The 24,989-nt window shown below is 70.4% G+C and carries 26 protein-coding genes and 1 pseudogene; 14 read left to right on the top strand and 13 right to left on the bottom strand.

Annotation, left to right across the window (positions count from 1 at the left end):
* Positions 1 to 6: 6 nt before the first annotated feature.
* Positions 7 to 903, bottom strand: a complete 897-nt coding sequence (locus ACFY15_RS16535; RefSeq protein ID WP_390689490.1) for a potassium channel family protein — start codon at positions 901 to 903, stop codon at positions 7 to 9.
* 376 nt (positions 904 to 1,279) lie between these two features.
* Here ACFY15_RS16535 and ACFY15_RS16530 point away from each other — a divergent pair, with 376 nt between their 5' ends.
* The 4 genes from ACFY15_RS16530 (at position 1,280) to ACFY15_RS16515 (ending at position 5,124) form a co-directional block, all read left to right on the top strand.
* A complete protein-coding gene (locus tag ACFY15_RS16530; RefSeq protein ID WP_390689489.1) occupies positions 1,280 to 2,002 on the top strand; it encodes a DUF4158 domain-containing protein in 723 nt (240 codons plus the stop codon).
* Entirely contained in the window at positions 1,947 to 2,309 is a 363-nt protein-coding gene (locus tag ACFY15_RS16525; protein WP_390825676.1) for a hypothetical protein, read from the top strand. The genes ACFY15_RS16530 and ACFY15_RS16525 overlap by 56 nt, the downstream gene beginning before the upstream one ends.
* Positions 2,310 to 2,830: 521 nt before the next feature.
* Entirely contained in the window at positions 2,831 to 4,354 is a 1,524-nt protein-coding gene (locus ACFY15_RS16520) for an IPT/TIG domain-containing protein (RefSeq protein WP_390825675.1), read from the top strand.
* Positions 4,355 to 4,626: 272 nt separating this feature from the next.
* Positions 4,627 to 5,124 carry a hypothetical protein gene (locus ACFY15_RS16515; RefSeq protein WP_390689486.1) on the top strand — a complete coding sequence of 166 codons (498 nt, stop codon included), beginning with the start codon at positions 4,627 to 4,629 and terminating at the stop codon, positions 5,122 to 5,124.
* A gap of 626 nt (positions 5,125 to 5,750) precedes the next feature.
* Here the strand turns inward: ACFY15_RS16515 and ACFY15_RS16510 are convergent.
* The 3 genes from ACFY15_RS16510 to ACFY15_RS16500 form a co-directional block, all read right to left on the bottom strand.
* Positions 5,751 to 6,680, bottom strand: a complete 930-nt coding sequence (locus ACFY15_RS16510) for an ADP-ribosylglycohydrolase family protein (RefSeq protein WP_390689485.1) — start codon at positions 6,678 to 6,680, stop codon at positions 5,751 to 5,753.
* A 23-nt stretch (positions 6,681 to 6,703) separates the two neighbouring features.
* Positions 6,704 to 6,865, bottom strand: a complete 162-nt coding sequence (locus ACFY15_RS16505) for a hypothetical protein (RefSeq protein ID WP_390689484.1) — start codon at positions 6,863 to 6,865, stop codon at positions 6,704 to 6,706.
* Between the two features lie 243 nt (positions 6,866 to 7,108).
* Positions 7,109 to 7,558, bottom strand: coding sequence for a glutaredoxin domain-containing protein (locus ACFY15_RS16500; RefSeq protein ID WP_390689483.1), 450 nt, complete (start codon positions 7,556 to 7,558; stop codon positions 7,109 to 7,111).
* A gap of 367 nt (positions 7,559 to 7,925) precedes the next feature.
* Between ACFY15_RS16500 and ACFY15_RS16495 the strand changes: the two genes are divergently transcribed.
* The 4 genes from ACFY15_RS16495 (at position 7,926) to ACFY15_RS16480 (ending at position 11,779) form a co-directional block, all read left to right on the top strand.
* Positions 7,926 to 8,363 carry an SMI1/KNR4 family protein gene (locus tag ACFY15_RS16495; protein WP_390689482.1) on the top strand — a complete coding sequence of 146 codons (438 nt, stop codon included), beginning with the start codon at positions 7,926 to 7,928 and terminating at the stop codon, positions 8,361 to 8,363.
* Between the two features lie 494 nt (positions 8,364 to 8,857).
* The gene (locus tag ACFY15_RS16490) at positions 8,858 to 10,306 is read left to right on the top strand and encodes a competence protein CoiA family protein (RefSeq protein WP_390825674.1); all 1,449 of its coding nucleotides are present in this window, start codon (positions 8,858 to 8,860) and stop codon (positions 10,304 to 10,306) included.
* 520 nt (positions 10,307 to 10,826) lie between these two features.
* Positions 10,827 to 11,024, top strand: coding sequence for a hypothetical protein (locus ACFY15_RS16485; protein ID WP_390689480.1), 198 nt, complete (start codon positions 10,827 to 10,829; stop codon positions 11,022 to 11,024).
* 314 nt (positions 11,025 to 11,338) lie between these two features.
* Positions 11,339 to 11,779 carry a hypothetical protein gene (locus tag ACFY15_RS16480; RefSeq protein ID WP_390825673.1) on the top strand — a complete coding sequence of 147 codons (441 nt, stop codon included), beginning with the start codon at positions 11,339 to 11,341 and terminating at the stop codon, positions 11,777 to 11,779.
* Positions 11,780 to 12,014: 235 nt separating this feature from the next.
* On the opposite strand, the gene ACFY15_RS16475 is transcribed toward ACFY15_RS16480, so the two are convergent.
* Entirely contained in the window at positions 12,015 to 12,371 is a 357-nt protein-coding gene (locus tag ACFY15_RS16475) for a hypothetical protein (protein ID WP_390689478.1), read from the bottom strand.
* A gap of 374 nt (positions 12,372 to 12,745) precedes the next feature.
* Between ACFY15_RS16475 and ACFY15_RS16470 the strand changes: the two genes are divergently transcribed.
* Positions 12,746 to 13,273 (top strand): GNAT family N-acetyltransferase, encoded by a 528-nt coding sequence (locus ACFY15_RS16470; protein WP_390689477.1) that lies wholly within the window; start codon positions 12,746 to 12,748, stop codon positions 13,271 to 13,273.
* A 69-nt stretch (positions 13,274 to 13,342) separates the two neighbouring features.
* Here ACFY15_RS16470 and ACFY15_RS16465 read toward each other — a convergent pair whose 3' ends face one another.
* Positions 13,343 to 14,308, bottom strand: a complete 966-nt coding sequence (locus tag ACFY15_RS16465) for an ArsR/SmtB family transcription factor (protein WP_390689602.1) — start codon at positions 14,306 to 14,308, stop codon at positions 13,343 to 13,345.
* Between the two features lie 92 nt (positions 14,309 to 14,400).
* Between ACFY15_RS16465 and ACFY15_RS16460 the strand changes: the two genes are divergently transcribed.
* Together ACFY15_RS16460 and ACFY15_RS16455 are read left to right on the top strand one after the other, a co-directional pair.
* Positions 14,401 to 15,474, top strand: a complete 1,074-nt coding sequence (locus ACFY15_RS16460) for an alpha/beta hydrolase family protein (protein WP_390825672.1) — start codon at positions 14,401 to 14,403, stop codon at positions 15,472 to 15,474.
* Between the two features lie 476 nt (positions 15,475 to 15,950).
* Positions 15,951 to 16,379: pseudogene (locus tag ACFY15_RS16455) on the top strand (transposase); the annotation flags it as partial.
* Between the two features lie 347 nt (positions 16,380 to 16,726).
* Here the strand turns inward: ACFY15_RS16455 and ACFY15_RS16450 are convergent.
* The 7 genes from ACFY15_RS16450 to ACFY15_RS16420 all read right to left on the bottom strand — a co-directional run bounded on the left by ACFY15_RS16450 (position 16,727) and on the right by ACFY15_RS16420 (position 22,249).
* A complete protein-coding gene (locus ACFY15_RS16450) occupies positions 16,727 to 16,921 on the bottom strand; it encodes a hypothetical protein (protein ID WP_390825671.1) in 195 nt (64 codons plus the stop codon).
* Positions 16,922 to 17,164: 243 nt separating this feature from the next.
* Positions 17,165 to 17,809, bottom strand: a complete 645-nt coding sequence (locus ACFY15_RS16445; protein WP_390825670.1) for a hypothetical protein — start codon at positions 17,807 to 17,809, stop codon at positions 17,165 to 17,167.
* 765 nt (positions 17,810 to 18,574) lie between these two features.
* Positions 18,575 to 20,017, bottom strand: a complete 1,443-nt coding sequence (locus ACFY15_RS16440; protein WP_390825738.1) for an NF041680 family putative transposase — start codon at positions 20,015 to 20,017, stop codon at positions 18,575 to 18,577.
* 189 nt (positions 20,018 to 20,206) lie between these two features.
* Entirely contained in the window at positions 20,207 to 20,797 is a 591-nt protein-coding gene (locus tag ACFY15_RS16435; RefSeq protein WP_390825669.1) for an SMI1/KNR4 family protein, read from the bottom strand.
* 99 nt (positions 20,798 to 20,896) lie between these two features.
* Positions 20,897 to 21,382, bottom strand: coding sequence for a hypothetical protein (locus ACFY15_RS16430; protein ID WP_390825668.1), 486 nt, complete (start codon positions 21,380 to 21,382; stop codon positions 20,897 to 20,899).
* Positions 21,376 to 21,816: an ATP-binding protein gene (locus tag ACFY15_RS16425; protein ID WP_390825667.1), complete on the bottom strand. Its 441-nt coding sequence runs from the start codon at positions 21,814 to 21,816 to the stop codon at positions 21,376 to 21,378. Before ACFY15_RS16425 ends, ACFY15_RS16430 begins: the two co-directional genes overlap by 7 nt.
* Positions 21,817 to 21,823: 7 nt before the next feature.
* On the bottom strand, positions 21,824 to 22,249 hold the full coding sequence (locus tag ACFY15_RS16420; protein WP_390825666.1) for a hypothetical protein: 426 nt from the start codon (positions 22,247 to 22,249) through the stop codon (positions 21,824 to 21,826).
* Between the two features lie 158 nt (positions 22,250 to 22,407).
* Between ACFY15_RS16420 and ACFY15_RS16415 the strand changes: the two genes are divergently transcribed.
* Genes ACFY15_RS16415 through ACFY15_RS16405 form a run of 3 tightly spaced genes read left to right on the top strand, consistent with a single transcriptional unit; the run spans position 22,408 to position 24,927 of the window.
* Positions 22,408 to 23,511, top strand: coding sequence for a helix-turn-helix domain-containing protein (locus ACFY15_RS16415; protein ID WP_390825665.1), 1,104 nt, complete (start codon positions 22,408 to 22,410; stop codon positions 23,509 to 23,511).
* A 17-nt stretch (positions 23,512 to 23,528) separates the two neighbouring features.
* Positions 23,529 to 24,194 carry a YdcF family protein gene (locus ACFY15_RS16410; protein WP_390825664.1) on the top strand — a complete coding sequence of 222 codons (666 nt, stop codon included), beginning with the start codon at positions 23,529 to 23,531 and terminating at the stop codon, positions 24,192 to 24,194.
* Between the two features lie 16 nt (positions 24,195 to 24,210).
* Entirely contained in the window at positions 24,211 to 24,927 is a 717-nt protein-coding gene (locus tag ACFY15_RS16405) for a WbqC family protein (protein ID WP_390825737.1), read from the top strand.
* The last annotated feature ends 62 nt before the right edge of the window (positions 24,928 to 24,989 follow it).

Genomic DNA, 24,989 nt, shown 5'->3' with positions numbered 1-24,989 from the left:
TTTCTGTCAGTGCGGTGGATCGACGCCGCCGCGCCCCGGGCGCGGCGGATCCGGACCGGTCCCGGCGACCGCCCGGGTGAGGACCTCCACCTGCCCGCGGAGGGCGGCGATCTCGGCGCGCAGGGCCTCCAGGGGCTCCAAGGCCTCCAGGGGCTCGTGGGCCGCCGGGGCGGGCTGCGCGCCGGTCTCCTGCGCCGGCCCGCCGGGGTCCGTGAGCGGTTCCTCACCGCCCTCACCGCCCTCGCCGCCGAAGAAGCTGGCCAGAGAACCGGCCAGGAGGCCCAGAACGGCGAGCCCGGTGATCATGATGGTGAAGCCCGCCCAGCGTCCGGCAGGCGTCTGCGGGGCGATGTCGCCGTAGCCGACCGTGGTGAGTGTCACCACGCCCCACCACAGAGCGTCACCGAACGAGGCGAACTCCGGATTGACGGGCCGCTCGGCGCGGTAGGCGACCATGACCGCGACGAGCACCACGCAGGTGGCGACCACGGCCAGGCGTTCCAGGCGTGCCAAGAGCCGCCGCGCCCCTCTGGCCGCCAGCAGCAGGCGTGCCAGCCTCGCCAGGCGCAGGACGATGACGAACCGTCCCGCCTCGGCGGCGGGCAGCAGGAACCACGGGGCCGTGGCGATCACGACGAACAGGTCGAAGCGGCCGAGTGCCGAGCTCGCGTACTTCTCCAGGTGGCGTACCCGCACCACGTAGTCCGCCAGGAAGACCAGCCAGGCCGCGACGTTGACGGTGGCACTGAGCCACTCGCCGGGCTCGGGGACGACGATGAGCGGCAGGACCGCCGACGCGACCATCGGCAGCCGCATCCGCGCGTCGAACCGCTTGAGCCGGTCGCTGTCACCATCTGCCGCCGGCCCGCTGAACTCGTTCCGTCCCTCAGGAGCGATGCCCATGGTCAGATCCTGGGCCCCCGCGCGGTGTCCGGTCGGGCGACACGCACGACCTCGGCTCAGGTGAGTGAACGTCCGGCGGATCCGCCGCGGCGCTCCGCAGGTGGCGGCCGATCCTCCGGGCGGCCCGGCCCGACGGGCGCGGACCTCGGGTCAGGCCCTGCATTCCCCTGCCGCCGCCCTGCCCGTCGGGCCCTCGCCCACGGCCACGGCCACGGCTGCCGTGTCCGTCGTGCGGGCCGTCGAGGTGTCGGGGTGCCCGTAAGAACCGTGTCACCAGCCGCAAACGGCGGTGATCTTGCGAGGACGTCACCCGCGTGGGTGAGTCCTGGGCCGTACGGCTGCGGTGAGTGAAGCCCCGCGAGGACGATCGACGATCGTGGCCCGTACCTCGTTGGACCTGGATGAACTGGTCGCGCACTGGACGCTGCTGAGGGACGAGCAGGGGCTCGTGTCTGGCAAGCGCGGTGCGACGCGACTGGGCTTCGCCGTGTTGCTGAAGTTCTATACGCAGCACGGCCGGTTTCCCCGGGGTCGGTTCGAGTGGCCGGGCGAGGCGGTGGAGTTCGTCGCCCGGCAAGTACAGGTACCCGCCTCTGAGCTGGAGACGTACGAGTGGACCGGCCGGACGGTCGAGTACCACCGCGCGCAGATCCGCAGTCACCTAGGCTTCCGCGAGTGCAGCGTCGCGGACGCGGACAAGCCGATGGCCTGGCTCGCCGAGCACGTCGCGTGCAAGGAGCGCCGGCCGGAGCAAGTGCGTGTGGAGCTGCTGGCCCGCTGCCGTACGGACAGCATCGAGCCGCCCACTCTCGGGCGGTGCGACCGGATCGTGGCGGCGGCGCTGCGGGCCGCAGCGGAGATGCTGACGGCGAGGATCTCGGCACGGCTCACGGTGGAGAGCACGAAGCGGCTCGTCGCCCTGGTCGCTGGCGCCGACCAGGAGGACGACGCCGTAGCCGGTGACGAGACCGTCGGTGAGGGCGAGGGCGGCCCGCCGGTCCTGGGAAAGATCAAGAGGCTCCGGGCATGTGAGTTTGGAGACGATGCTCACCGAGATCGACAAGCTCCTCGCGGTCCGCGCGATCGGCCTGCCCGCTGATCTATTCGCCGACGTCGCGCCGAAGGTGGTGGCCGGCTGGCGGGCACGGGCCGCGGTGGAATCCCCCTCCCATCTGCGCACGCACCCGCTGCGGATGACGCTGCTGGCCGCGCTGCTGCACGAGCGGGAGCGGGAGCGGGAGATCACCGACACGTTGGTGGAACTGCTGATCTCCACGGTGCACCGGATCGGCGCGCGGGCGGCATGGCCCGCTCGCCTCCACCTCACTTGGGCCAGAATGCCCGGACCGCGCACCGAAGCCGAAACCAACCAGAGCACTACGGCACGGGGTCACGCCGACGCGTGACCAGGTAACCGTGCGTCACTCATCTGCACTGCCCGGCATGACAACAGGGCGACCGGCCGCCCAGACTGAACACCGTCCGATACCGAACAAACCTGCTTTGTTAGGGATCGTTCGACCTCAGCAGGAGCTACCGACGACCCGGCAGGCAGCAAAGCGTGATCACAATCCGTAATCGTAGGCCGATCGCGCCCGGCGGGTCCTCGGCCCCCCGGCCCGCCGACTCGGCACCCGTCACACAGCGGCCATCGGCACCGTGGGGCTCACGACGGTCTTCGAGGTTGTGCCGTGTCAGGTCGGTTCTCCGACAGGCGAGGTCGACCCCGAAATGCTGCGCCGAGGTTCCTCGGGGCGAAGCCGCAGTGGTCCGGGCATGTCTGGGCAGCCTCATGCGCCCGTCGACGGAACGAGCGGCCGACTTCGAGGAGCGTTTCGCAGAACGTCTCATCCGCTCCTACGAGCCTGCCGTCCGCCGGACACGCAGAGCCCCAACCACCATCGGAGTACTGTCCCTGCCTGCCGGCGTGGCGGTCAGCCCGGACGGCACCCGCGCCTACGTGGTCAACTTCGGTGCCGACTCCCTCAGCGTGATCGACACCGGCAGCAACACACCCATCACCTCCCTGGCGGTCGGGCACCACCCCTCGCGGGTCGCGCTCACCCCCGACGGCAACTTCGCCTACGTCACCAACAACAACGACGGCAACCCTCCCGGTACCGTCAGCGTCCTTCAGATCCGCCCGATCGTCACCTCGATCAGCCCGTCGTCCGGTTCCACCCTCGGCGGCGATTCGATCACCATCATCGGCAGTGGCTTCACCAGCGCCACCGCGGTGACCTTGAACTCCACCCCGGTGGTCGGGTTCACGGTCGTGGACGACAACCACATCACCGGCGTCACGCCCCCGCACGCCGCAGGAACCGTGGCGGCGACCGTGACCACCCCGCTGGGCAGCGGGACCGGCGGCAGCTTCACCTACGTCGTCCCCCCGCCGACGATCAGCAGCATCGTCCCGGTCTCGGGTACCACCTCCGGCGGCACCCTGGTCACCATCACCGGCACCAACTTCACGGGCGCCACCGCGGTCAGCATCGCGGGAACCCCGGTGACCAGCTTCCAGGTCGTCGACGACAGCCACATCTCGGCCATCACCGCACCGCGGGGGCCCGGCACCGGCCCGGTCTCCGTCACCACCTCCGGCGGCACCGCCACAGGGCCTGCGACCTACACCTACCTCACCCCGGTCCCGACCATCACCAACTTCACCCCGACCTCCGGCAGCACGGTGGGCGGCACCCAGGTCACTATCACCGGCACCGGCTTCACCGGCGCCATCGCGGTCAGCATCGCCGGAGTCCCCGCCACGACCTTCCAGGTGCTCAACGACACCACGATCGTGGCCACCACCGCCCCAAGCGCCCCGTCCAGCGGCCCGGTCTCGGTCACCACGCCGGGCGGCACCGCCACCAGCGCCGGCAACTACACCTACGTCACCCCGGCCCCGACCGTCACCGGCATCTTCCCTACCAGCGGCCCGTCCGGAAAGAGCACGCAGGTCGCCATCAGCGGCACCGCCCTGACCGGAGCGACCAGCGTCACCGTCAACGGCAACCCCGTGCCGTTCACGGTGGTCTCCGACAACGAGATCATCGCAACCCTGCCGCCGCACGCGGCCGGAACCGTCACGGTCACCGTCACCACCCCCGGCGGCAGCGCCAGCATCCCGTTCATCTACACCCGTGACCGCGCCCAGCTGACCGCAAGCCCCGCGCTCGCCCAGCTCTTCCCGCCCCACCCCTACGCGGGGATCCTGACCGCGACGCTGACCGACCTCGACACCGGCCAGCCCATCCCCGGTCAGCCCATCACCTTCACCACCGGCAGCACGCTGCTGTGCACCTCCACCACCGACGCAAGCGGCGTGGCGACGTGCAGCGCCCTCATCGCACTGCCGCTGATCATCCTCAACGGCGGCTACACCGCCACCTACCCCGGAAGCCCCACCGTCCAGTCCGCCACCGCCCACGGTGCACTGATCACCCCCTGAGCCCACAGGACAGCCCTCGCCCGGACCTTCCGCCTCGTAGGTCCGGGCAAGGGCCCTTCTCATGGCTCCTGCCACTGACATTGATGCTGATACTCAGGTTCCGGTGGTCGTGGCCCAGCCACTGACTGACACCCTGCTGGGCTGTCTTCCCGCTGTTCTGTCCGGCTGCCGGAACCTGTTCTCACGGCTCCGGCCGGGCGGAACATGACCTGATAGGAGCTTGGTCCAGAAGCCCCCTGGCAAAACGTTCCTACCTCTACTCCGCCGACTCGATGCCGAACGAGGCGGAGATCCCCCAGCGGATCCGGTGCATATCCGAGCACAACTGGGACATCCCGCTCGCGCGCAAGCTCATGGCCGGGCGCGGGACGACGGTCGTCCCGTCCATGATCTGGAACCCTCCGATCGGCATCGCCGCAGACTACGCCGGCGGAGCGGCCCTGCTCCGCGACCTCCTGAGCGCGGTCGGCAAGGGCCTGCAGGACGATGCGGAGTTCGCCGCATGCGTGGCCAGGACCACGGCCCACCTGGAGAAGCAGCAGGCGAGGTACTTCGTCCTCGAGACCGGGGGGATCGTCTCGATGTCGACCGACGATCCGGCGGCGAGCGTAAGGCACCTGGCGTCCGACGACATCCCCGACGCCGTAGCCCAGGCCGAGGCGGCGATCGCCGGTGACAACGACGACTGGCTGGCTGCGGTCCGGGCCGACTGGCAGACGCACTTCGCCTCCTTCTACGCCGACGCGCTCTACTTCTCTTTCCCCGGCTGACGATCGACGTCGGTCGAACCCACCGCACGCCACCGGATCCACCGGCCGGCGCGACCGCCCTCCCGATGTCGTTCAGGCCCCGCCCGCCGTGTCAGCGGGGTGCGGGAGGCCCCGCGCGTGGTCAAGGACCGACGAAGAGCTTCTGGCCGGGCTGGATGACATCGACTGGGCCGGCCTGAAGTCTTCCCTCAGGGCACCCGCTACAGCGCTTCCCCCTACGCCGTGCCCTTCCTCGCACGCATCGCCGTGGGCGGGCCGCAGCCGGCGCGCCCCACGGCGCTGCTCCTGCTGACGCGACCCGCGGTCGACCGACACGACGAGTACGACCTCCCCGGCGGTCTCGACACCGTCGCCTGGCGCGCGGTGGCGGCGGAGTTCGAGCCCGGGAAGATGGTGGCCTGGTACGACGAGGAACTGGCCACAAGGCAGCGCAGGCGCAGCTGGCGGACTTCGGCCAAGCCGGCGGGTGATTTTCAGGAGCTCGTGGGGCGATGGGGCGCGGCAGACCGGAAGGGGAAACACGGACCGGCGGCTGACGAACACCGGATCGCCGAAGTCCAGTTCCAGGCAGTGGCGGTATGCCAGGCCGTGACGGAACTCGGCGGACGGATGAGCCGGAATCCCGTTCAGCCTCCGAGGCGGTGTGTGAGATCGAGCAGATCTGGCAGGCGCAGGACCCTTCCCCCGAATCCCGGGAGGGGGACGTGGAGGGGCTGGGTCCAGCGGGCGGGGATCGCGTCGAGTCCGTAGTACGCCCCCGCGAGGCCTCCGGTCACCGCGGCTACGGTGTCCGTGTCGCCGCCGAGGTCGATCGCCGCGCGGAGGGCGTCTTCGAAGCCGTCCGTGGTGCGCAGGGCCCAGACGGCGGAGCCCAGGCAGGGCCAGACGGCGCCGTTGAACTCGGTTGCCTGATCGGGGTGCCAGTTGGGCGAGAGGACTGTGGCGTAGCGGTCGCGGTGGTCCGGATGGACAAGATCCAGGATGTCCCGGAGGGTCGTGAGGGGGTCGGTGTCCTCGAGGGCGACGCGGACGAGTTCGTGGAAGATCGCGGTCCCTTCCCAGGCCGCACGGTCGCCGTGGGTGAGAGCGGCGATGCGGCGGGCCGCTTCCATGGTGGCTTCCGGGCCGGCGGGTGCGAAGTGGACCGCGGCGGTCGATGCCCGCATCAGGGAACCGTTTCCCGCTGCCCGCTGGTTGACCTGGAAATGGATCGCGGCGGCGCTGTCCCAGGGCATGCCGTTGGTCAGGACGTCCTCGGTCTGCAGGCCGATGTCCTTGGGTTCTGATGCCGCCCACCGCTGGAAGCGGGCGAAGACGTCCGGCAGATCCAGTGCGCCCTGCTGCACCAGGGACTCCGCGACCAGGACGGCCATCTGCGTGTCGTCGGTGGCCTCGCCGGGGTCCCAGCCACCGCCTCCGCACATCTCGCCACCGGCACCGGGTGCGGGAAACCGCGCGGAGAACGCGCCCTGAGGACCGAACTCGAAGGGGGCACCCAGGGCGTCGCCCACCGCTGAGCCCACGACCGCGCCGGCAGCGCGTTGCATCCGTTCCATCCGCGCAGGCTATCCGTGCCCAGTCAGTGGCCGCGCGGACCGGTGGCCCGGCCCTCCGGGGTGGTGGAGGGCCGGGGCGGGGGCCGGTTCTCCCTGCCGAAGCAGCGGATGAGGTAGTCGGTGATTTCCGCGGCGTGCGGGAGGAGTTCGGGCAGTTGGGTGGCGAGGGCCTCCCAGGTGGCCATGGACAGGGCGACGCTGCCGGACAGCCAGGTCGGGTGGTGCTGTTCTCGGCAGCGGGATGTCCGGGTCGGGCAGCATCCGGTAGGCGATCAGGGCGCCGGTGTGCGCCGGCCGCAGCGCGACGACGTCGGCGGTGGGGTCGGTGGGCGGCGACGGGGCGTCCTCCGCGGGCATCCACTCGTCGCCCCGGGTGGGTGTGGGCGTCCTTGCCGTCCCGGGCCGGCCCCAGGTTCAGGCGTACGTCCTCAAGGCTGCCGAAGCGCTGAAGGGGGGAGCTGCTCGCGCACCCATGCGGGATCGGGGTTGGTGTGTGGCCAGCCTGCCACGAAGACGGTCGGGACGGTTTCGTTCCCGTCGTTGGCCGCCCTCACCGCTGCCGCTCCAGCCGGGTCGCGCCAGATGTTGACCCAGTGCACCCGGCGGGCGCTGCGGCCCAGCCGGACGCGCAGCCGTATGCAGTACTTGCAGCCCGGTCGCCAGAAGACGACCGGCCTGCCGTCGACCGAGCTGCGTCCTTGTGCCTCCTCCGCCCGGATCGACCTCGGGAAGATCAGGGGCGAGTTGACACCGGCGAGCGCCAAGAACCCCGCCAAGAGGACGGCGGCTGCGCCGGGGCTTCCCGTGGAGAACTGCCCAGCGGCGACGAGTGAGCCGCAGAGCACGAACAACATCGGCAGGATCCAGGCGCGCATCATGGTGGTACAGGCTATAGGCGAGCCGAAAACCACCGCATGCCTGAGGCGACCGGACCGCCCGAGCCCGCCGCGAAGCCCAGTACGGGCCACCGCACCCCCACATCATCGACACCCTCCCGGCACGAGCCCGGCTGACCCTGGCCCCTCGCACCCGGGCACGCATCCGATGGCGGCACCCGTCGCGCCGGACCGGCTTCGTCACGAACCTGGGTGTGTCCGCTCCACGGAGCCGGGCCAGGAGCGTTCCGTGCAGGCGAGGCCGGACACCGGATTCGGTCCGGCAGGACGAACCCCCGCTCCACCCTCGGCAGGAGCGGCTCGATCACCGCCCACGACTGGGTTGTGAGACCTGGCTAAGCTCTCGATCATGTGGAGACAAGTGGTCCAGCAGGTCTTTCCTGAGGCCGGCTTCCGGGAGCCGGCTCAGCTGTCCGAGATCGTCGACGCCGAGAAGCGGCTGGGGCGAACGCTGCCTGCGGAGCTCAGGCAGTTGCTTCTCGAAAGCGACGGGGTGATCGGTCGTAGCCATGTGGAGACCGTCTGGACCGTCGACCAGATCGTCCAGCAGAACCTTCTCTTCTGGTCCGACGAGTCCTTCGCCCAGCTGTACATGTCCTTCGACGCCCTCCTGTTCTTCGGGGACAACGGAGGCGGTGATCAGTTCGCCTTCGTGCAGAAGCCCGAGCGTCCGGACGTATTCGTCTGGGAACACGAGAGCGACAGCCGCCGATGGGTGGCCAACAACCTGCGGGACTACCTCGGCCGTTCGCTTCGTACCGGCGGAGACGACTGGTACCGGCTGTAAGCCGCCATCAGCGACCCGATGCCGAGGCCGAGACGTCACTGGTCGGTCGGCTCCAGCACTCGGGGAGCCGGAGGTGGATGTGCCGTACCCCGACGTCACGTCCACGTCCGTGGAATGCCCGGGCCATCGGCATCGCTGATGGCCGGCAGCTGCTCCACACCACGCCCACCCGGCCATCCACCCCACCCCGCCCCTGCGCCGGCCCGAGCCGAGCGCGGCCCCGCCGCGGGTGGGGCCGCGACAAGACCATCGACCAACCGGGTGAATACACTCGTGCCGATCTCCGCGCATTGATCCGCTGACCCAACTCCCGGGTGCGACAGAGGTGGTGGCCTTCGCCAGTCGGTGACCGCCGCCAGTTCCGGGCGTCCCCCTCGCGGTCTTCTCTCTGCCGGACATCGTGCAGGGCCGTTGATGTCAGTGCTGCCTGCTATCTCCGTGCCTGTCGGATGTGGCCGCCGTAGGTACCGGATCACACAGGAGATGCGATTTTCATGCCGTTCACCGCGCTTCACCCCGAGCTGGGCCGCATCGACTCCACCCAGCCCGACCTGGGAGCCGGCCTGGCGTGGTCCCAGGTCCACAAGGTCTCTCCCCGTGTTGCCCTCACGTGCCCCGAATGCGCCTGGGGCGTGCACGCCAAGCACTCACCGAACCGCGTGCGGTTCTTCTGCCATGACGCGGGCCGGCCGCCGGAATGCTCGCTGGCGAACGAGTCATGGGAGCACCACATGCTCAAACTGGAGATGGCGGGTGCCGTCCGCGCGGCCGGATGGTTCGCCGAACTCGAGGTCGCGGCCGCCGACGGCTCCTGGCGGGCCGACGTGATGGCGACCTCACCCGACGGAACCCGGCGCATCGCCTGGGAGGCACAGCTCTCCCCGATCACGGTGGAGGACATCCAGGCCCGCACCGACCGGTACGCGGCCGAAGACGTCGCCGTGTGCTGGGTCTCCCCCCACAAGCGGCCGCCGGTATGGCTCGGAGCCGTTCCCTCCATCCGTGTCCGAGTACCCGAACAGGCCCAAGCCCCTTGGGTCGTGGATGACGGCCTCGGTGGCTTCTCCTCCGGCACGTGGTCCTTCCAGGAAGCGGAGCTCTGCCAGTTCGTGCGGTGGGTTCTGCACGGCCTGCTGAGCCCCTGCCAGAGCCGGTCGGCGCGACGCGAGGTCATGCGGATCGTCGACGGGGAACACCACTGGTTCCGGCGCAGCCTGTGGTGGACCTCCCGCCAATCCGCCGAGGCACAGGACGCCCACGAGCAGGAGCGGCTCCGTCGTGAGGAAGCCGCGCGTCAACGCGCCGAGGCGGCTCGGGGGCGCGAAGCCCAGCGGAAGAAGCGGGAAGCCGAGGCCCGGGCGCGTCGCGAGCAGTGGCTGGCGACACCGGAGGGCCGCAAGGCCCGACAGAGGCAGCTGGAGCTCCGGAGACTGAAGGACGCCCAGGTGGTCGAGCAAAGGGCCGCCGCGCGCCGGCTCCAGGCCCGGGAGGCGGACGAGCGGGCTCGGCGCCGGGCGGAAGCCCAGGAGCGTCGAGCCCGGAAGCTCGCGGCGGAGCAGGAACGTGAGGTCCGGCAGCAGCTGTTCCGAAGGGAGTTGGATCGGCGGGCCCCTGCCATGGGCGAGGCCTGGTGGGCTCTGCTGTCCCGCGAAGAGGCGAAGGAAGTGTTCAGGACCGTCTTCGACGCGGCGTGGAGGCGCGAAGGGGTCCGGGTGCGCATACCTCCGGGTGGTGGCGCCGCGGCGGGCTTCGCCTACGGAGTCCCGGTGCACACCTCCAATCGCCTGTACGGGATCGTGCGGCCGTGCCCCGCGCTGCTCCCTCTCGCACCTCAGCTGACCTACCACCAGGTCTTCGCGCTCAATGCACAGGAGGCCGAGGCCTTGGAGGCCAACGGGCTCCGGGCCGACCGGATCACTCGTCTTGATCTCGCCGCGCGCTGAGCGAGGCGACCGCTCCTGTGCGGCATCGGAACTCCGGGACGGCGTCCCCGGCAGCATGGCCCATCGCTGAAGGCGGCTCGGGGAGCGGTTCCCCTGGCCCTTGAGCACTGGGCCGGCCAGATGAAGATCCGTATCGTGGCCATATGGTGGATGAGGGCGAGCCGAGACTCTTCGTGAACCGGTGGGGCGACACATCAGCCCCGGCAGGAGGACGCGCGCCCTCCCGGGAGGAGTGCGTGTGCTTCGACCAGGCCAAGCCGCATCCACGAGCCCGTGTCGGTTTCCATGCCGAATGCCAGGACACCTCGACTGCCGGGTGGCACCGTCTGCTGGAGTTGATCGACGAGGCGGCGGCAGACGGGCGGGAGGAGTTCCGGCCTCTGGTCGACCTCAGTGCCGAGGAGCGCCGGCAGGTCGTCACTCTGCCGCCGAGCATCGCCACACTGACGGCGGTCAGGCACCTCGTGCTCTACGGCAGCAACCTGGTCCGAGTACCGCCTGAGCGGCCGACCAGCTCCGGTTGGCCTTCGGGCTGCTGGACCTCCTGGACGAGTACTGGGTCACGTGTGAGATCCGGTTCGCGAACGGGGTCGACCGGTTGGATCTGCCGGCGACCACCCGGCACCTTGCCGAACTGCGCCACGTACTCGCCGCGGGGCACAAGAACCACTACCGCAGTCCCGGTGTCTGGGACGACGCGGTCCGCTCCTGCTCCTGAGCCGTGGGCCTGGCAGACCGAAGAAGGACGGACGCAGGGCGCGTCCCCGGCCTGTCCGGGGGCGAGGGCGAAAGCCGGAGAACGGCATCGATCGTCTGCCGCGAGGCGGATCGCGGCGGTGCCCAGCCCGACGCGGGATCACCCCATGGTGAACACCCACCCCGCGTGCCGTCTGCGAGCCGCATCCGCAGCTGCGTCTTCTGCCGGTGCCCGGACGGTGGTCTGGCCCGAACCTGCCGCTCAAGAGCGGGCAATGGCGGTAGGGTTGACGAGCAGTTGAACTTTCAGCCGAATCGAGCGGGGGTGCCGAGCTGGTGAGCGGACCATTACCGGCCTCCTCGCAGGGCCCGCCGGGGCCTGACGGGCAGGGCGATGTTCTCGGCGTCTACCTGGAGGCGCTGGCGGCCCGGTGCGGGCGGACGGGTTTCGAAGCGGTCGTCGCCGCGGCCCGTGACACCTGCGCCATGCTCGCCGAGGGCCATCCGGCGGTGCTGGCCGGCCCGGACGGCGAAGCCTTCGGTCCCGCGCTGCAGCGTGAGTACCTGGCCCTCCTCGCCGTCCTGATGACCGGCCGCTGCGACTTGGAGGTCATCGCCGTTCCCACTGCGGGCGGTCGGCCGGGCTGGGCGGTCGTCGAGCCCGGCGTCGCCGCCGACCCGGCCAGCGCGGCCGAGGTCCGCGCGCGCGTGGCGGCGGGCGAGGCGGATCGCGTGTACGCGCTGGGCCTGCTGGAAGCGCTCCACGACGGAGACTGACACCGCCGCCCCGAGCCCGTCGTGACACGCGCCCACTGCCGAAGCCGGGGGCCGTCGTTCCGGCCCGTCCGCCGAGCAGGCCCTCGCGGGTCCCCACCGGTCCTTTCGAGGTCCGGGGCCGACCGGACGAACCGGGTGCGGACCCATGTGTCCCACCCGGCCGGGCCGCGCGAAGGGCCCTGCCCGGGGCGGCAGGCGGGCGGCCGGTGTGTCCCGGCGGGCGACGTTGCGCGGACTACTTGGCCGGGTCGTCGAAGCGTACGGAGCGGACCTCGAGGGTGTCCTTGGTGGGATTGCCGTGGGCCTTCAGCCGCCAGGTGGCGCCCTTGCAGCCCGCGCCGAGGTAGACGGTCACAGGGGTGTCGGTCTCGTTGTGCGGGCCGTAGCCCGGCAGCTCGTCGTCGTCGCCGACGGCGTGGAGGTTGATGCAGCGACCGCTGTGCGGGTTGTGCAGGGTGACGACGCGTTCCTGGCCGTAGCCGTCGACGTACTTGTAGTGGAAGTCGCCCTCGGCCGCCTGGGCCGAGCCGGCCAGCGACAGGACCAGGGTGAGGGCGCCGAGGCAGGCGCCCAGGGTGGTGCGCGGCTTCATGGGGATCCCTTCTGGAGATGATCAAGGAGGGTGCGGGCCCGACCCTAGGAGGGGCGGGCGACGCAGAATCGATCCTCCTGGCCGCGCGCCCCCGCGAGTCCCTCGCCGCCACCCGTTCGGACCCGCTGCATCGGCGGCAGTGTGGTGCGCCAGTGGCCGTCCCGACGGGGTGGAGGGAAGGAGGCCCGCCCGCGCGCTGCACCGCCGGGCCCGTGCAGATCACCCCGGACCGCACGACGCGGGTCAGGGCCTGGGCGGGGCAGTGAGGGCGGCCGAGCTGGAGCGGTCGCGGTCGGCGGCCGCAAGAAGCCGCCGTACGCGGACCGTTGCATAGGCTGGCCGTCTCATCCGACGCACCGTGACGAGGTCATCCCATGCGCAGCAGCACCAGGATCCGCCTGATCGAGCCACAGGACGCCGTCCCCATAGCAGCGCATCGGGCGCGTGACGTCGAGGCCTTTCGGCCCTGGGAACCGGCCCAGCCGGACGACTTCTTCACCCCGGAGGGCCAGGCCGAACGGATCGAACGGCTGCTGGCCGGATACCGGGCCGGCACGGTCTGGCCGGGCGTGGTGCTTGCCGACGGCCGGGTGATCGGGCAGGTCACCGTCGGAGGCGTCCTGTCGCAGCCGCACCTGCGCCGCGGCTCCGTCGGATACTGGATCGCCAGTGTCGCCCAGAACCAGGGCCACGCCGGACGCGCCGTCGGTCTCGTACTGCACGTCATGGCCGACGAACTCGGGTTGCACCGTGCCGAGGCGTCCACCCGCCTGGAGAACCTGCCCTCGCAGCAGGTGCTGCGGCGCAACGGGTTCAGCCCGTACGGCGTCGCGCACTCCTCGATCCTTCTCGACGGGCGCTGGCGCGACGGGCTGCTGTGGGAACGGCTCCTCGGCGGCTGACGCCGGACTCGGCCTCTCCGGGCACGACCCGGTGGGGACGCGGGGCGGCCGAAGAAGCCCGCGTTCGGTCTACCTTGGCAACCCACCCGCCAGCAGGGTGCCGAGGGCCGTGCGCTCGTGGGTGACCGAGCGGCCTGTGCGGGTCGTCGTCGCCATGCCCGCCGATCTGAGCACCGCCGCATGGGACGAGGCGGTCGCGTTGCTGACGCGGAGGGCGCGGGCCAGGGACGTCGTGGTGTGGGGTTCGGCGAGGATGCGCAGGGCTTCGAGCCGGGTGCGGCCCAGGACGCCGGCCAGGGCCTCGGAGGCAACGGCCGCGCCGTCCGCGGCCGGGGGGAGCCCGGGGCCGGCCGGGTAGGTCAGGACTGCGGGGCGGCCCGGGGCGTCCTGGAGCAGCGGGCCCGACGGGTGGTGGAAGGTCGGGAGCAGAACCAGGCCTCGCCCGTCGAGGCGGACGTCTCGGGCCGGCGCCGCGCCGGGCCATTCCCACACGCCCTCGTGGAGCCGGCTGCCCGGGGCCAGGCCGGTCAGCGTGGCGGCGACGCCGTGCTCGGCGACGGCCAGGGCGTAGCGGGTGAACTCCTCGCGGTGCAGATCCTGTACGACGGACCAGACCGGGGCGAGGACCGTCTCGTACGCGGCCTGCTGGGCGCGGCGCAGGGTGCGCCAGGCCGTCTCGTCGCCCGCGTGCAGGCCGCGTATCCAGCCGGGCGCGGGCGCCGCCCCGTAGACCCGTTCGAGCTCGGAGCGGACGAGGCCGGGGCCGGCGGCGCGGATCAGACCGAACCCGTCGGCCAGGGTGTCGCCGAGAACGTCGAGGAAGGACGGCGGGCAGCCACCCGGAACCAGATCGGCCAGGGGGCCGGTGGCAGCCGGAAGGGACCGCAGGACACGGCTGCGCCACGGTGCGAACAGGGGCCCGGTCCGCGGTGCCACGGCCGTCGTCAGAGCGGAGTGCAGCTCCTGGAGCGGAGCCGGGCGGGGTGCGAACCGGATCCGGGCGAAGTCCTCCGCGGTGAAATGGATTCGCAGCACTCTCACAGCTCACAACTCCCCGTCCTGGGCCGGCCTTTCGGTCAGGGCCTGAACCTTCGCACCACGACGATCCCCGCCCCCAGGATGCCCGTATGACGTCTCGACGCACTCTTCTGAAGGGCACCCTGTTCGGGAGCGCCGCCGCCCTGCTGCCCACGGCCGCATCCGCCTCCGGCCGTGGCCCGGTCCTCCGGCTGCCCGCACCCGCCGGCCCGTACCCCGTAGGCCTGCGGACGGTCCACCTGACGGACCCGGCTCGTACCGACCCGTGGGTGGGCGGCGCACGGGAGCTGATGCTGACCGTCCTGTACCCGGCCCGAACGGTCCGCGGCTTCTCCCGGGCCCCGCAGCTCACCCCGGCCGAGGCCGGGGCGTTCGCCGAGTACGCGCCGCACGTCCACCAGGGGCTGCCGGAGCGGGGAGCGGTGGACTGGGGCGCGGTCCTCACCCACGGGTACGCGGGCGCGCCGCCGTTGCCCGGGCGGTGGCCGGTGCTGGTGTACTCACCGGGCGGCGGCGACTCCCGCACGCTCGGCACGAGCCTCGCCGAGGACCTGGCGAGCCACGGCCGGGTGGTCGTCCTCGTCGACCATCCCGGTGACGCCTCTCAGGTGGAGCTGCCGACCGGGATGCGGAGGACCGTGCTGATCGGGCCGCCGGACCCGGCGACCTTCCGCACGATGACGGACACCCGGATCGCGGACCTCCGATGCGTCCTGGACCGGCTCGGCGGCCTCTCGCTCGCCCCGGTCATGGACCCGGACCGGATCGGGCTGTACGGGCACTCCGCGGGCGGCACGGCAGCGGTGTACGCGGCCCGCGGCAACCGCCGGGTCGGAGCGGTGGCGAACCTGGAGGGCTATCTCGACCTGTACCCGATGCCCGCCGGCTTCGACCGACCGCTGCTCCTGCTGCGCACCGACGGATTCGAGGGCGCCGCCCGTATCGAGTCCTCCTGGGCAGGCCTGCCCGGCCGCCGCGCGCTGCTCACCGACGCGAACCACTGGGCGTTCACCGACTACGGCCCGCTCGTCCCGCAGCTCCAGGCGACCGGCCTCGTGACGGCGACGGCCCGGGCCGCCCTCGTCGGCACCGGCGACCCGGCGGTGACACTCGCCGGGGTGCGGCGCCGGGTGGGGGCCTTCTTCGCCCGCCATCTGCCGTAGCGGGGCTGGGGGCGGCCGGACAGACCCGACGGCGAGCATGGCAAGGCGGGCGTTGCCGTCCGGGAAGGGGAGGAAGAAGGCCACGTCCCGGTAGGCCCGGGCCGCCCGGGAGGCCAGGGGGACTCTCGGGCCGGCGCCGTCACCCGGACGGTGCCCGGAGTCCCGCCGGGTGTGTGGCGTGAGCGCGCAGCGTTCCCGGCCGCCCTTGCCGAAGGCATCGCCCTGCCGGAACGCAACCTCGGGCATGTCGAGGCCCGGTCGCGGGCGGAGCAGGACCAGTGGCAGCCGGGGCGTCACACGGGGGCTCGACTGCACGATCAGGGATGACCACCGCGCCAAGGGGGTTCTCCGCGAGTACGTGTATGAGATTCCGGTTCCGGCTGAGTCAGCGGAGGGCGCGGACCCAGCGGAACTGCGCTGCTGAGGTTGACGGCCGAGCCGAGCCCGTCCTGGGGTGGCGTTCAGGCGAGCGATGCTCACGCGGCTATGACGGCGCGAAAAAGATCAACGGACGCAAGCGCCACATGGTCGTGGACACCAAGGGCCTGCCCCTGTTCGTGATGGTCACCCCGGCCGACATGACCGACCGGGACGCCGCCAAGGAAGTCCTGTTCCGGCTCCGCCTCATGCACCCCGAGATCACCATCGTCTGGGCCGACTCCGGCTATGCCGGACAGCTCGTGACCTGGGCGAAGAAGTACCTGAACCTCACCCTCAAGACCGTCAGCCGGCCCAAGGACGCCAAGGGATTCGTCCTGCTGCCCCGGCGCTGGGTGGTCGAGAGGTCCATCGCCTGGGTCATGCACGCCCGTCGGCATGCCCGCGACTACGAACGTCTGATCCAGCATTCCGAATCGCTGATCACGTGGGCCGCGATCACCCTCATGACCAGGCGCATCACCCGCCGAAGCTCCCGCAGAAGCGGACAGCCAGCCTCCCGCGAAGCCCAACGGGACTGATCAGTCCGGGGAAAACCGGCGCTGCAGGCTGTACGAGTATCGTCATTCCAGCCTCACCCACCTTGGCGAGCGAAATGGCTCACTGCTGATGCCGATTGCCGAATCGAGACACAAGAAGCCGGAGAGTATCCTCCGCTACTTCAATCCTGTGGCGCCGTCAGGTCGCCGCGATCACGCTGATGGCCTGGCGCATCACCCGCAAGTTGTCCACACGTTCTGGGTACGCTGCATGATTCCGAACAGCCGTAACGGTCCGCCGGAAGGACCGGCGGACCGTTACGGACGGCGAGTAGTCAGAAAGTCAGACGGTTGGCCAGGGAACGGACCGGTGTGAGAAGCAGGGACTGTGTCCCGGTTCCCAGGATGTTGTCTAGGGTGATGGTGCCGACGCCCTGGTAGTTGTACGTGTTGTGGTTGTTGATATTGCTGATGCTGGTGTACCCGCCCTCATCGCCGCGGCTGTCGGCATAGGCGATGGGTGCACTCATCGTGGTGATGATGGCACCGCCTACGATCAGCGCACGAAGCGATAGCCTCGCTGGATTCCTCATGTACTCGCCTCCAGGGGTGAATCGAATTGAGATTAGATGAACTGTCGCACGGACCGCGATGATCTATGCGAATTTCATTGTGCCGTCGGCCACCGTGGGTCTCACTGCCGTATGCGCTGATCACGGTGGCCGGGTGGTACCCACAGTGCGGGGCGGAGCGCCATCCGGGGGAAGCCGCAGTCAGGCGGCTCTGATCTCGCCGAGCGGCCGGTAGCCGGCCCAGCAGGGCGTGTCCAGGCGCAGGACGCCGGTGCCGCCGCTGCCGCCGTCGCAGTAGCTGGAGGGGACGACCGAGTCGAGGAAGGCCCCGCTGGGGTCGATGTCCGTTCCCTGGTACGGCGCTCCGGGGAAGCTGAAGGCGCCGACGTTGAGGGAGTCGTATCCGCAGCCGGGGTTGGAGGCGAAGCAGGCGGTGTTTTCGCCGATCGGCGGGTTGCCGTAGTGCGTGGTGTTGAACGCCACCGTCCAGATGACCTGTGACGGCAGTGTGGTCCCCACCGGGAAGCTGAAGGTCAGCAGCTGCCCGATGGAGTTGGCGCACAGCCCGGTGTTGGTGTTCAGGAACTTGCCCGCGTCGGTACCCGTGCAGTTGGCCGGATCCGCCGAGGGCCGGTAGGCGATCGTCTGCGTCTGCGTTACCGTCGCCAGGAGAGCGCCCGGCGCGGGGGTGCCCGAGGAGGTGTTCACCGCGTAGATGTTCGCCGTGATCGGGTGGGTGAACGTCGCACCGGGGTTGGTGACGCAGTCACCGGTGTTCCAGTGCCCGCTGACGCTGCAGCCGTAGCTTTGGAACAGCACCCGCAGCTGGGTGAGAGTGCGGCCCACAGGAAGAGGCCCCACTTCGTCCCCGAACTCTCTCGTGCCCGTCGCTTCGTACCCGAGGCTGGGCACCTGGGAGCACTTCAGGATGTCCACCGGCATTGCGGTGTAGACGATGCTGGCGTCCTGGGAGCCGGTGCTGCACGGCTCGGGCGGGGGAGGTTTCGGCCCGCTGGCGGTGATATTTCCGACGCCCTGGAAATTGTACGAATTCCCGTTGTTGATATTCGTGACCACTGTGTGTTTGCCGTGCTTGTGATGCTTTCGGTCGCCTCTGTCATCGGCGTGGGCAAGCGGACTGCCCGCCGCCCCCATGACAGCTACTGCGAAAAGCACTGCACACAGCTTTCGCTTGACTGGCAGCCGCATCGGTCCTCCATAAGCTCGGCCGGGTCCCAAGCTAAGGGGTCGTGCGGCAGAATTTACGGGGGAAACCCACCATGTCATTCCGGTGGCGTAGCGGACGGTAGCCGCGCCAGGCGGTCGGTCTCCACGCCACGGCGAACTCAGAGACAGGAGCCTGCCATCCTGGGCGTCCCTGCAGGAAGGCGGGCCGCTTTCTGCGGCAGCGGCCCGGGAGTCATGACGGCGGTCACGGTCACCACCGCCACCAAGAGCCCGTTAGATTTTGCCTCGGGCCCAATCCTCGCATCACCGCCAGCGGAACCGTCAAGCCGCCGACGAGGATGGCCAAACCGGCCCCCGTTCGAATCCTGAGCTGGGTAAACGCACATCTGAGGATTACAAACAGGCACTCAGCTTGTTCTTTATCTACCAAGATCTTCCCGGTTTGCCGATGGCCTTGAGGGTCTCGGGGCGTTTGACGGTTTTGCCGACGTCGTAGCGGGTGGCGGACCGCCGGTTCTTCGAGCCGAGGGGGCGTCCGGGATCGGTTCCGGTCGGTTGAGGAACACGGGCCGGGCAGAGCAGGTAGGCGCGGATGTTCCTGAACCCCCGGCGGACCCGGGCCGGGGTGAGGCGTTCGGGCCTGGCCGGCTTCTCCCACGGCCGGCGGAGATCGATGGCCAGCGGCCGGGCGAGGCGGAGCTGGGTGTGGGCGACGACCAGGAGCCAGGTCCAGCGGTCCGCAGCCTCGGGAGTACGGACTTTCGGGGTGGTCCAGCCAAGCGTCTGCTTCCCGAAACGGAACGTGTGCTCCAGATCGATTCTCCTGAGGAACACCTGCCACCACAGGTCCACGTCCGCCGGGGCGGCGCCGGTCTTCGAGGACCACAACCACACCGGCGGGGCCTCTCGTTCCTTCGAGAGGCGCTCGACTTTCAACCGGACCAGGGTGCCTTCGACGATGGGGAGTTCCCCATCGTGCTCCAGCCAGGCCGAGCGGTGGGTCAGCCTCGGATGGACCTGGTCCCACGCCTGGGCCTCGGCCTTCCCGTAGTTCACCGTGTCAGTGGCCGTGGTGATCGCCGGTTCGGGCCAGGTCTCGGGCCTGGCGAAACGGAACTCCGGCCCATGCTTGGGCGGCCGACCGTTGACGCCGCGCATTCTCGGTGATTTCGGCAAACGCATCACCCTGTCGCTGCGGATGCGCCCGACCAGCTCGACGGGGAGATCCCGCAGTACCCAGGCCAGACGGGTGACGTCGTAGCCGGCGTCCATGACGATCGTGATGTCCGGGTCTCCCGGCGTCCACTGGCCGGCCGCGATGAGCCGCTCGGCCACGGCCCTTAGCTGGGCAGCGGTGACCGCGGTCGCATCGTCCTCGGGCCCGAGCCGGACCACGTCCAGGATCCCGGTCCACGACGTGGCTCCGGGCTCCAGGACGGCGACGAAGGAGTAGGGCCAGCCCGGGATGAACTGTGACGCGGACTTCGCCCGCCCGTAGACGTGGCAGAACAGCCGGTCCGCCGAGCACGGCGCGTCCGACCGCAGCCACGGCGACACATCGACCGCCAGCACCAGACGACCACCATCGAAACGCGGCAGGGGCATGTCGGCCAGCAAGGCCCGCAACCTGTCGACGTCGATCCGGCCATGGTTGAGGGCTCCGTACAAAGCCCCGTGCCCACGACGGTGCTCAGGCACCAGCGTCAGGTCCACCGGCGAGACCACCGGCCCATCGACGCACAGCAGCGCGTCCGTCAGCTCGAACAACTCGTCACGCCGGGCGGTCAGACACTCATAGAACTCAGCCCGGAAGCGTGACGCTTCCGCGAACGCTTCCCTCCGGACAGCATCAGGCAGCAGACTCACCCTCACGGTCTTCGTCTTGGTCACATGCACCTTGGTCGGAGCACATGATCAGACGAAGGCCACCCCCACGTCCGGCGAATCCCCAGGTGAGCGACCCAGTTCGAGACGTCGTTCGAGACCGGATGTCACATCGACCCAGACATGCCGAAGCGAGTACGACCGACCGGACTCAACAGCGCGTCCCTCTGCTCACCAATCGATCTCTCCGTCCTCGTCTACGGAGGGATGGGCGACGGAGTCGAGCCGGCCGGTCCGATCGTGGTGTTCCATGGCCTCGGCCACCTCGTGGAGCCAGGTTCCAAGGCTCGGCCACCCCAGGAAGTAGGCGTGGTCGGCGTGCGGGGCGCGACCGAGATGGTCAAGCCACAAGCCCGGGCCCGCGTCGATGAAGTGCTCATCGCCATGGCCGCCGGCGAAGGGGATCCACTGCGTTCCCCACCACGGAGTCTCCTGCTCGTCTGGGTCGTCCTCGCCCTCCCAGATCTGCATGCGCCGCTGTCTCACGTCGGCGATTGCATCCGTGGAGTACAGCGGGCCGCACGGCAGGATGCCGAGATAGGACGAATCCCCGTCGTGGCATAGCAGTGATGCGCGCAGGTCGGTTGGAAGACCTACGCCCAAAGCGACTTCGAGCTGGGCGATGGCATGTGGCGACGCCGGAGGAGCAAGCTCTGCGAGTCGAGCGGGCGCATGCCGGGCCAACCATGTGTCGATGCGCTGCCAGGATGTGGCAACGGGCGGAATCACCGGCGTGATGCCGATAAGAGGCGGCTCGATCATGAGCCGAAGCATCTCACCCGAGGCCAGCCCCAGGCTGAGAGGTGCGGGTTAAGGGGCGCTTCTCATGTGCCTGGGCGGGCTGATAGATAAAGAACAAGCTCAGGCAGTGCGGGAGGTGCGGCAGGCGAAGCCGAACAGCAGCCGGCCGCGGGCGAGGGCGGCGTCGAGGTAGGCGTCGACGCGGGGTGCGTCGGCCCACTGGGCGAGCGGGTCGAGCCCGAGGACCAGGGCGGCCCTGCCGTTGTCGTGGACGAGTCGGGTCCACTGCGGGTGGGCGGGCAGTTTCAGGCCCCAGCGGGCGCCGGGGAACCTCAGCAGGACGTGTGAGCCGACGGTCGCCAGGGTTCCGAGGGTCTCGGGGGCTGGGTCCTCGGCCCAGGCGAGACCGCCCAGGGTCTCGGCGAGGTGCCGCATGCGGGCCTCGACTGCGGCGGGGGTGTCGTGGCTGGTGCGGCCGAGGCGGTGGGCCAGCAGGAGGTGGGCGACCTGCTGTCCGTCGGCGGCGATGCCGGGCCAGGTCCAGGCGCCCAGCGAGGCCAGCAGCCCGGTGTCCGGGCCGGTCGCGGGGGCGGTGCGGGTCAGCACGTCCGGGCTCCCTGAACGGCTCGGGCGGTCGTGGCCGACGGGGCGGTGGGGAAGTGAGACCAGACGATCTTCCCGAACGGCCGGCGGGGATCGATCCCCCAGCGGGCGGCGAGGGCGGTGACGATCACCAGGCCCCGGCCGGTCTCGTCCGCCGCCGGGTCCGGGAAGGCGGGCCCGGTCAGGGGCTGGTGCAAGTCGCGGCTGTCGTGGACTTCCAGGCGGATCCCGCCGTCGTCGGGCTCCAGGCGGACGAGGAAGCCGTGCTCGGCGTCGCTGCCGTGGGCGAGCGCGTTGGTGGCGAGTTCCGAGACGACCAGGCGGATGTCGCCGGTTTCGTCCAGGCCCCAGGCCCTCAGAGTCCGGGTGGTGAAGTCACGTGCCGCTTTGACCGACTCGGGCCGGTGGTCGAAGAACCTCTGCGTCGCTTCAGGCATGGGGGCCTCACGTGTCGTGGTCCAAGGCGGGGGCGGGACTGCGGCGGCGGGCTCGTTCGGGCCTGGCCCCGACGGGGCCGGAGGTGTCCGAGCGGGGGCCGCGGACCAGCAGCAGCCGGGCGCCGGAGGTGGTGATCCGGGCTTGGCGGGGGGCGGCTATCGCCTTCGGCCCGAGGTGCGAGAGGGCGGGCAGGACGACGCCGTGGGTGCCGTGCAGTTCCAGGACGTCCAGCAGGCCGGTGAACGTGGCCGACCGCTCGGTGCCCGCCGTCCGTTCGGTGAAGACCCCGTGCAGGGTGAGCTCGTGTCGGCGGCAGTACTCGGCCAGAGCGCCGTGCAGAGCGTCCTGACGGGCCCGGGAGACCCGCACCAGCCTCAGGAAGCCATAGACGACCGGGCCGCTGACGCCGCGATGCTCGGTGAGGGGCTCCATCGTTCGCAACCATCCAAGAAGTCCGGTAACTGGTGTCACTGGTCAGCCTGGCCCCGGCCCCAACCACCCGGGAATGACCGCCTGTTGCACTTCCGTGGCACTTGCGTCCCCCCGCCCCGGCTCGACGTGCTTCGATGACGACGGGAAGGGAGCGACGTGTGGCGACCGTGCACCACTGGACCGGCCTGGAGGCCAAGGCCCTCCGGCTCGCGCTGCGGCTGAGCGTCCGAGCTTTCGCCGAACACCTCGGTGTCGGCGTGCGGACCGTCTCCAAGTGGGAGAAGCTCCAGGTGTTAACCGAGCCCCGCCCGGACACCCAGGCGATCCTCGACACGGCCCTGGCCCGCGCGGACGCCGCCGCCCATCTGCGGTTCGAGACGTTCCTGTCCGAGACCGGCCGGCCCGGGACCGAGACCGCAGGCCGAAGGGTGACGCCCGCAGGGCCGCTGACCTGGGAGTACGAGTCGTGGACCGACGACCTCGACCGGGCCGTGGTCGCCCTGTCCCGGCAGGACTTCACCTTCGCCGAGAGCCTGATCAGCCGGTGGACCAGCCGCTTCACCCCGCTCAGGCTCGATGACCGGGGCCTGTATCTGTTCGCCCGCTCGACCGCCCTCCTCGGCGACCTCCAGCGCGACCAGGGCAGCGTGGTCGGACCGCTGTCCGCCCAGCGTTCCTATGTCACCGCCAAGTCGCTGTTCACCCAGCTCGACATCCCCCGCCGCATCGCCCAGCTCGACCTGTCCCTCGCAGTGGTCGCCGAGATGTCCGGCCGCCTCGACACCGCCGCCCACCAGTACGAGCACCTCGCGGTCGATGACCGGCTCTCCCGCCGCGACCGGGCCCGGTCACGGCTGTGGGTGGGGACCGCGCTGAGCAAGGACGGCCAGCACGACTATGCGACCCGCGTGATGCTGGCCGCGACCCGCGACTTCGAGGACCTCGCCGAGCCGGAAGACTGGTCGGTGGCCCACCAGAAAATCGCCCTGGCCCACCGCGGCTCCGGCGACCTCTCCTCCGCCCTGCACTTCATCACCGTCGCCCGCGGCACCGCCACCACCGACGCCCCCATGCAGAAGGTCCGCCTGGACACCGCCCACGGACACATCCTGCTGAGCGACCCCGCGACCCGCGATGATGGCCTTCACATCCTCGACAAGGCCGCGACCATGGCCGCCCGCTTCGGGCTGTCCCACCAGCTGGCCAGCATCGAGGGCATCAAGGCCATGAGCACGGGGCCGTCCGGCCCCGCCAGCCGGTGACCAGGGAGAGATCAGGCGTGGGCGACAACCAGCAGACCATCACCGAAGGCCAGTGGCGCCAGACCAAGCGGATCTGGGACTACCACCAGATGCAGCACCAGGTCCGGCCCGTCGACGTGGCGATCGGCCTGGGCAGTCACGACCTCGGCGTCGCCGCGGCCGCCGCTGACCTCTATCACCGCGGCCTGTTCCCGACGCTGGTGTTCACCGGCGGCAACAGCCCCACCACGAAGGCCCGCTTCCCCCGCGGCGAGGCCGTCCACTTCCGCGAGCACGCTCTCGAACTCGGCGTCCCCGACTCCGCGATCCTCGTCGAGCCGAACGCCGCGAACACCGGCCAGAACATCACCCTCACCCGCGACCTGCTGGCCGCGGCCGGCATCGCCCCGGAGACGGTGATGCTGGTCTCCAAGCCCTATATGGAGAGGCGATCCTTCACCACCGCCCGCAAGCTGTGGCCCGACGTCGAAATCGTGTGCGCGTCGGAACCGCTCGAACTGGACGACTACTTCAAGTCCATCGGCGACGAGAAGCTCGTGGTGGACATGCTCGTCGGCGACCTCCAGCGGGTCATCGAGTATCCGAAGCAGGGCTTCGCCATCGCCCAGGACGTCCCGGAGGACGTGCATGCCGCATACGAGTCCCTCATCCATGACGGCTTCACCAGCCGCCTCATCTCCTGACCGACTGGGGGGCGGGCTGTGTGCCGTGCATCAGCCCAACCTGTTCCCGAGGCTGACCACCCTGGCCAAGCTCTTCGCGGCGGACACCTGGATCGTCCTCGACGCCGTCCAGTTCACCCGCCGCGACTACCAGCACCGCACCCGCCTCGCGGCCCTGGACGCCCCTGATCGAGTTCGGTGGCTGTCCATCCCCACCCACCTGCCCCAGGGCCGCCAGACCCTCATCCAGGACGCTTTGATCGCCGACCCCACCTCGGCCCGACGCCGGACCGCTGCGATGATCCGCCATGAATACCGGGCCAGCCCCCACTGGGCCACTCTCCAGTCGGCGCTGGAACCTGTCTGGGAGGCGTTCGACACCGGCCGGATCGCCGCCGTCGCCGAGACATCCACCCGCGTCCTGCTGGACCTTCTCGGCTGGAACGGAAGCATCCTGACCGCGAGCGGGCTGCCCGCCCGGCCCGAGCGATCCGAGCGGCTCGCCGACCTCACCACCGCAGCCGGCGCCGACACGTATCTGTGCGGGACCGGCGGGATGACGTATCTCGACCCCGACCCGTTCACCGCCCGCAGCATCACCGTCGCCCCGTTCCTGCCCCCGGCCGACGGGATCTGGGCCTCCGCCCGGCGCGTCACCGCCCTGTGGGCCCTGACCCACCTCGGCCCCGCCGGCCTCGCCGCCCGGCTCCGAGCCCTCACCCGAACCCCGGACTCTCTCGAAGCCGCGGCCTGAGCACGTATCGGAGTACTTCCCCCCCCATGGAGACGCTCCTTCGGTGGGGTGCCGGACGGCGG

The sequence above is a fragment of the Streptomyces sp. NPDC001373 genome (assembly GCF_042895815.1).
In the GTDB taxonomy this organism is placed as follows: domain Bacteria; phylum Actinomycetota; class Actinomycetes; order Streptomycetales; family Streptomycetaceae; genus Streptomyces.
This window is presented reverse-complemented; position numbering and strand designations above follow the sequence as displayed.